Source organism: Providencia sp. 6390 (assembly GCF_058148425.1).
Genome location: NZ_JBYVYL010000003.1, coordinates 437,335 through 443,572, shown reverse-complemented (window position 1 = coordinate 443,572; position 6,238 = coordinate 437,335). Strand labels below are relative to the sequence as shown.

Annotated in this window: 6 protein-coding genes; 5 read left to right on the top strand and 1 reads right to left on the bottom strand. The window is 37.8% G+C overall.

Annotated features, from left to right (window positions below; translation table 11 throughout):
- Nucleotides 1–279: 279 nt before the first annotated feature.
- The 5 genes from AC3Z9T_RS09375 to megL all read left to right on the top strand — a co-directional run bounded on the left by AC3Z9T_RS09375 (nucleotide 280) and on the right by megL (nucleotide 4,543).
- Nucleotides 280–1,068, top strand: a complete 789-nt coding sequence (locus AC3Z9T_RS09375; RefSeq protein ID WP_490125902.1) for an endonuclease/exonuclease/phosphatase family protein — start codon at nucleotides 280–282, stop codon at nucleotides 1,066–1,068.
- A 178-nt stretch (nucleotides 1,069–1,246) separates the two neighbouring features.
- Nucleotides 1,247–1,447: a DUF1287 domain-containing protein gene (locus AC3Z9T_RS09370; RefSeq protein WP_490125901.1), complete on the top strand. Its 201-nt coding sequence runs from the start codon at nucleotides 1,247–1,249 to the stop codon at nucleotides 1,445–1,447.
- A gap of 301 nt (nucleotides 1,448–1,748) precedes the next feature.
- On the top strand, nucleotides 1,749–2,936 hold the full coding sequence (locus AC3Z9T_RS09365; protein WP_490125900.1) for an NAD(P)/FAD-dependent oxidoreductase: 1,188 nt from the start codon (nucleotides 1,749–1,751) through the stop codon (nucleotides 2,934–2,936).
- Nucleotides 2,937–2,948: 12 nt separating this feature from the next.
- A complete protein-coding gene (locus AC3Z9T_RS09360; RefSeq protein WP_490125916.1) occupies nucleotides 2,949–3,341 on the top strand; it encodes a helical membrane plugin domain-containing protein in 393 nt (130 codons plus the stop codon).
- A 17-nt stretch (nucleotides 3,342–3,358) separates the two neighbouring features.
- On the top strand, nucleotides 3,359–4,543 hold the full coding sequence (megL, locus tag AC3Z9T_RS09355; protein ID WP_490125899.1) for a methionine gamma-lyase: 1,185 nt from the start codon (nucleotides 3,359–3,361) through the stop codon (nucleotides 4,541–4,543).
- A 91-nt stretch (nucleotides 4,544–4,634) separates the two neighbouring features.
- Here the strand turns inward: megL and AC3Z9T_RS09350 are convergent, their stop codons facing one another.
- A complete protein-coding gene (locus AC3Z9T_RS09350) occupies nucleotides 4,635–6,017 on the bottom strand; it encodes an amino acid permease (RefSeq protein WP_490125898.1) in 1,383 nt (460 codons plus the stop codon).
- Nucleotides 6,018–6,238 lie beyond the last annotated feature (221 nt).

Here is a 6,238-nt window from a genome sequence, read left to right as displayed (position 1 = left end):
TTAAGCCCCGTGATTAATTTCACGGGGCTTTTTACTATTCAAATTATTTAACCTTTCTTAATCATTCTTATCAAAATCAATTGGCTATCTAAATGGATGGAATGAGTTGTAGTAAAAACTGTTGATCGTTCATTCATGACTAGTTTGCAGCTTATTATCGTACTCTCTTTACCTTAACTTCATAAGATATAACATGACAGCTTTGATATACTACAGGATAGATAATCAATGAAGTTGCTAAAATGCTTTTAATTTCCAATTATTGTAGGGATCCGAAACGTGGCGAAAAGAACCTATTCAGTTAGATATATTGCAGGTCAGCCCGCTAAACGTATTCAACCAATGCCAGTGCATATGCTAGGTGACTCATTACCTGTAGGTTTACCTTTGTTTTCTGCAGGGGAAACCTTAGATGTTGTAACTTGGAATATTTATAAACAGCAGCGGCCTAATTGGAAATCAGTGCTTAATGAGCTAGTTAAGGATAAAAAGCTTATTCTATTACAAGAGGCTCAAATGTCACCTGAACTGGTTTCTTTTGCAGCTTCACATCAGTTGATTGCCGATCAGGTTCCTGCTTTACCCTTTTCTCAACATCCAGCAGGGGTAATGACATTAGCGACTTCGCACCCTATATATTGTTGTCCTCTTCGAGAAAAAGAACCATTATTGCGATTAGTTAAATCTGCACTGATTACAGTTTACCCTCTACCAAATGGTAAGCATCTTATGGTTGCTAATGTGCATGCCATTAATTTTAGTTTTGGTGTTGATGTTTACATTAGACAATTAAGTAAATTAGGTGAACATATTGCTAAGCATGTTGGCCCGGTTCTTTTAGCGGGTGATTTTAATGCTTGGAGCCGTCAAAGGGTAAATGCACTGAAACGTTTTGTGAGAAGTGTTGGTTTAAAGGAAGTGAGTTATAATCATGACCAACGGACTAAAGCATTTGGTAGGCCCTTAGATTACTTTTTTTATAAAGGCTTAAAGATAAAAGATAGTTATGTGACACATACAGATGCATCAGACCACAATCCAATAATTACACAGTTTGATTTAGTATAGAAGCATTTAAGATAACCCAACTTTTTTTGATTGGCGCTTTGCCTTACATTTTGACTTTCAATGTGTAAAGGGCAGTTCAATGCGTTTATTCTTCATTATCTTGTTTATGTCTGCTCACACTGCTGCAAGAAGTAATCTACCTTTGGCTAAGTAGGCTGAACAACTCTCCCACATTGTTATGTACGATCCTACTTATCGACAAATCAGTTATCCAAATGGGGATGTTCCTCAAGGTTATGGAGTTTGCTCTGATGTTGTTATATGTAGCTATCGAAAAATAGGTATCGATTTACAGCCAAGCCTGCATGGCGATATTAAAAAGAATTTTAGCAAAATCTGCCGTAAACCTTCGCCCAATGCGGGTAGAGATATAAGGTGAAGAGCAGTCACTTATGCATAATATTGGGTATGGGTAAGTTACTGAAGATGTATTATTTCGATGGAAAATTGTTGATCATTATTTATATGTTAAATAATAGTTCCTCTAAAAAAGATTACTTTATTTTCATTAGGTGATAAATTATCAGGTTAATTATAATTTAATTTACCATTTTAATTTTTCTCTATATTAAAAGTTAAGTTGCAATATTAATTTTTAGCTAATTATTAATTATGAGCTATATTTATTTTGTCGGAATCTGGTTGTTTAAGATTAATTTAAATACAGGCAGGTTAATAATATGAAAAATATCATTATAGTTGGCGGTGGCACTGGCGGTACAATGCTGGCGAACATACTTGCTAGAAAGCTAAATAAAGACATTTTTGCTAAGAAAATAAAAATAACATTAGTTACAGATAACCCAATTCACTATTATAAACCTGCTTTTATGTATGTTGCATTTAACTTATTTTTTAAGGAAGAGCTAAGTCGTGCCGAACGTTCATTATTACGGCCTGAAATTGATTTGGTGATAGATAAGATTGATAGTTTTGATTTTAATAATAAAGAATTAAAATCACGTAGTGGTAAAACGTTAAATTATGATTATCTAGTTGTTGCAACAGGCTGCGTGCCACGACCAGACAGAATAGAAGGGTTAAAAGAGATTGGAAATCATTTTTATGCCTATGATCCCGCAAGGAAATTAGCAGATCAACTATCTAAAATTGAAAAAGGTCGAATTTTCATAACCGTATCATTTCCTGAAACACCTAATGTTCCCCATCAATGTGGTATTGCACCGATGGAAACGACATTAATGTTAGATGAGTTTTTACGTAAACGTCGTGTAAGAGATAATATTGAAATTGTTTATACTTATCCTACCGTTTCTCAGTTACTGCGCAATTGCCTTTTCCTACAGCAACCAGTTTGCGAAGCTATCCCTGAAATTTTTAATATCAAAAATATTAAAGCTCAACGAGGATTTACTTTAAGTAATGTGGATCCAGATAAAAAGATAGCTTATTCAAAAGAAGGTGATGAACAGCCTTTCGATATTTTAATTAGCACACCTCCAATTACTGCTGTAGAGGCAGTTATTAATACAGGTTTAAGTGAACATAAAAATGGGGAAGGTTGGCTACCCACTGATCATGAAACTATGCAGGTTTATGGCACTGAAGGTGTCTATGTTATCGGTGATACTGTTGATTTACCGATTAGTAAAGCGGGAGGCAGTTGTCATAACCAAGCTGCAATTATTGCAGACAACATTTGTGGGGAATTAACTTACGGCTACCCTGCTGCGATTTACGATGGACGTGTACAGGCAGTTGCTCAAATGGGGTTAAACGCAGGCATGCCATTACAATATGATTATAGGCACGATGTAATACCGACACCCGCGACGAAAGTTGGTGGGCTACTAAGGAATGGTTTCAATAGAGGTATCTATTGGGCCGCAATTCGTGGTTTGGTATAAAAGGGGCTAATGATGTCAAACGATAATACACAATCTAAATTAGTTGAGTTACTTAACTCAGAATCTGCGACTCATTTCGCTGAAAAACTATCCCCTTTATTACAACTAAATCGCCTAGATAACATTGTTGATTTACTTTCTTTGGTATCTGATCTCGTTGATATTTTAGATTTGGGTACAGTAGAGAAATTAGCAAACTCATTTGAAGATATTTTATCGCCAGTTTGGGATCTAGGGACGGCATATAACATGGCGAAAATGGAGTCAGTATATGATGAAAAAAAACAAAATTTTCGTTCAGTTTATAGCTTATTGAAGGATCCAAATACATTGCGAGGGATAAGTATCCTATTAAGGACACTACAAATTATGGGGTCTAGGGTACCTCTAGCTAATGAAAAGTAATTTTTTAGGAGAGTGATATGAGCTTGAATAAAACTAATGCTTTTGATACTAGGATAATACATAGCTTTTATGACCAGCGTGAAAATAATGGTTCGTTAGTTCCTCCTATATATCAAACATCTACCTACTCATTTAGCAGTGCGGAAGAGGGGGCTGCTTGTTTTAGTGGGGAAAAAGAGGGCTATATTTACACAAGAATCAATAATCCTACTTTAGATTTACTAGAAAAAAGGATCGCGGATTTAGAGGATGGTGAAGCTGCTGTTGTATTTTCATCAGGAATGGGGGCTATAACATCGACTTTTTGGTCCTTAATGAGCTCTGGTGATGAATTGTTAGTTGATATGACGGTTTATGGGTGTACTTATTCATTTTTCCATCATGGACTTGAACGGTTTGGTATTAAAGTACGTCATATTGATATGAGTGAGCCAGCAAGTGTTGCTAAAGCAATAACCAAAAATACACGGGCTATTTTCTTTGAATCGCCAGCTAACCCAGATATGCGTTTAGTGGATATACAAGCAGTGAGCGAAATTGCTAAACCGCATAATGTGATGGTGATTGTAGATAACACTTACTGTACGCCTTACATGCAGAAGCCCATCACGTTAGGGGCTGACATTGTTATTCATTCATTAACTAAATATATGAGTGGTCATGGCGATGTAGTGGCTGGTGCAGTGATTTCAACCAAAGAAATTACTACACAGATTAGGTTGGTTGGTTTAAAAGATATGACAGGTGCTTGTTTATCACCACATGATGCAAATTTAGTGATGAGAGGGATGAAAACATTACCTGTGCGTATAGAACGTATAGTGAAGAGTGCTCAAATTATTGCAGAATACTTGGAGTCTCATCCTAAAATAGCCTTTGTCGTTTACCCTGGCTTACCTAGTTTTAAACAATATGCATTAGCTAAAAAGCAAATGAAGTTTTCGGGTGGAATGATTGCTTGTGAGATAAAAGGGGGGCTAGAGTCAGGTAAACACTTTTTAAATAGTCTCAATTTGTTTTCACGAGCGGTTAGTTTGGGGGACTGTGAGTCTTTAGCACAACATCCAGCGAGTATGACGCATTCAACCTATACACCAGAAGAGCGCCAATTTTATGGGATCAGCGATGGGCTACTGCGCCTATCTATTGGCCTTGAAGATGTAAATGATTTGATTGCAGATCTTGAGCAAGCTCTCCAATAATATCTGAATAAAAAACGCCCCAATTGATGACATTGGGGCGTATGCTTTAGTTAAGTGACTTTCCTGCTAGCGTTATCAATAGAGCTTTAACTTAATTTTGAGCCGTTTCGTTTTTTTGAAACGAACGCATGATAAAGAAAGCAACTGTCAGTATTACGACCCATACACAGCCAACAATTAAGGCTATTTGAGTATCTTTAAAGAACCCGAGTAGTGCGATAACAAACACCATAAATACAATGGTGATTGCTGGGCCCACAGGCCAGAATGGCACTGGGAACTTCAGTTTTTTGACCTCTTCTTTACTCATTTTACGGCGCATAGCCACTTGAGATAACAATATCATCAACCAAACCCAAACTGTCGCAAAGGTAGCGATTGAAGCAATAATAACGAAGATCCGCTCTGGCAACAGGTAGTTGAGATAAACACCAAGCAACATCACAACTGACATGACTAAAACTGTAACCCATGGCACACCATTACGTGTAAGTTTAGTAAAAACTTTAGGCGCTTGTTTATCTTGAGCCATGCCATACATCATACGACCAGCGCCAAAAATATCACTGTTAATCGCTGATACGGCTGCGGTGATCACCACGACATTCAAAATATTTGCAGCGGAAGAGATGTTTAAACTAGAGAAGATTTGTACAAATGGGCTACCATTTTGGCCAATCTGATTCCATGGGTAAATACACATCAGTATAAATAGTGTTAATCCATAAAATAGAAGAATGCGAATAGGTACTGCATTGATGGCTTTTGGAATGGTTTTTTCAGGATCCTGAGCTTCACTGGCTGTGATACCAATGACTTCAATACCGCCAAAGGCAAACATGACAATGGCTAAAGAAGCAATCACCCCTGCGATGCCATTCGGCATAAAACCGCCGTGTTCCCATAGGTTTTGGATACCAACTGCATGGTCAGTTTCTTTACCGAACCCATAAAACATAAGGAAGGCACCGCCAACAATCATGGCAATGATCGCAGTGACTTTGACTATGGATAGCCAAAACTCCATTTCACCGAAAATTTTCACATGACATAGGTTGAGGGCACCGATAAATAAAACGATGCTAAGTACCCATATCCACTGTTCAACGTGTGGGAACCAAAAGCCCATATACATACCGAATGCAGTAATATCGGCAAGGCAGACAACAAGCATTTCAAAAACATAGTTCCAGCCAGTCAGGAAGCCCGCTAATGGCCCCATATAATGACTAGCGTAGTGAGAGAATGAACCAGGAACAGGATGGTGAACCGCCATCTCTCCTAAAGCACGCATGACCATAAATACGGCTGCACCACCGACCATATAGGCAATAAGAACAGCGGGACCAGCGGCTTGTATTGCAGAGGCTGAACCATAAAAAAGACCTGTACCAATTGCAGAGCCAAGGGCCATAAAGCGAATGTGCCGGACACTCAATCCCTTTCTAAGTTGATTTGTTTTACTACTTTGCATGTTTTTTCCTGTCGTGAACTACCGAATATTGTTTCGGTTTTTTTATCTGATGTACTTTATTGAATCCAAGCTAGTTACATTACCACAAAGTTAAGTAACCAGAGACAGATATCTATTATATACTCGTCATACTTCAAGTTGCAGTGTTGTTGACTACGCTCACTCGCACTAGTCACCTACTTATGCAGGCTCCCAGCGACTCATTCGCTTGTCGCCTAACT

Excerpts from the sequence above, each read along its gene's own strand:
- AC3Z9T_RS09370 (WP_490125901.1), top strand. The coding sequence starts at position 1,247 with ATGTACGATCCTACTTATCGACAAATCAGTTATCCAAATGGGGATGTT.
- AC3Z9T_RS09365 (WP_490125900.1), top strand. The coding sequence starts at position 1,749 with ATGAAAAATATCATTATAGTTGGCGGTGGCACTGGCGGTACAATGCTG.
- AC3Z9T_RS09360 (WP_490125916.1), top strand. The coding sequence starts at position 2,949 with ATGTCAAACGATAATACACAATCTAAATTAGTTGAGTTACTTAACTCA.
- megL (WP_490125899.1), top strand. The coding sequence starts at position 3,359 with ATGAGCTTGAATAAAACTAATGCTTTTGATACTAGGATAATACATAGC.
- AC3Z9T_RS09350 (WP_490125898.1), bottom strand. The coding sequence starts at position 6,017 with ATGCAAAGTAGTAAAACAAATCAACTTAGAAAGGGATTGAGTGTCCGG.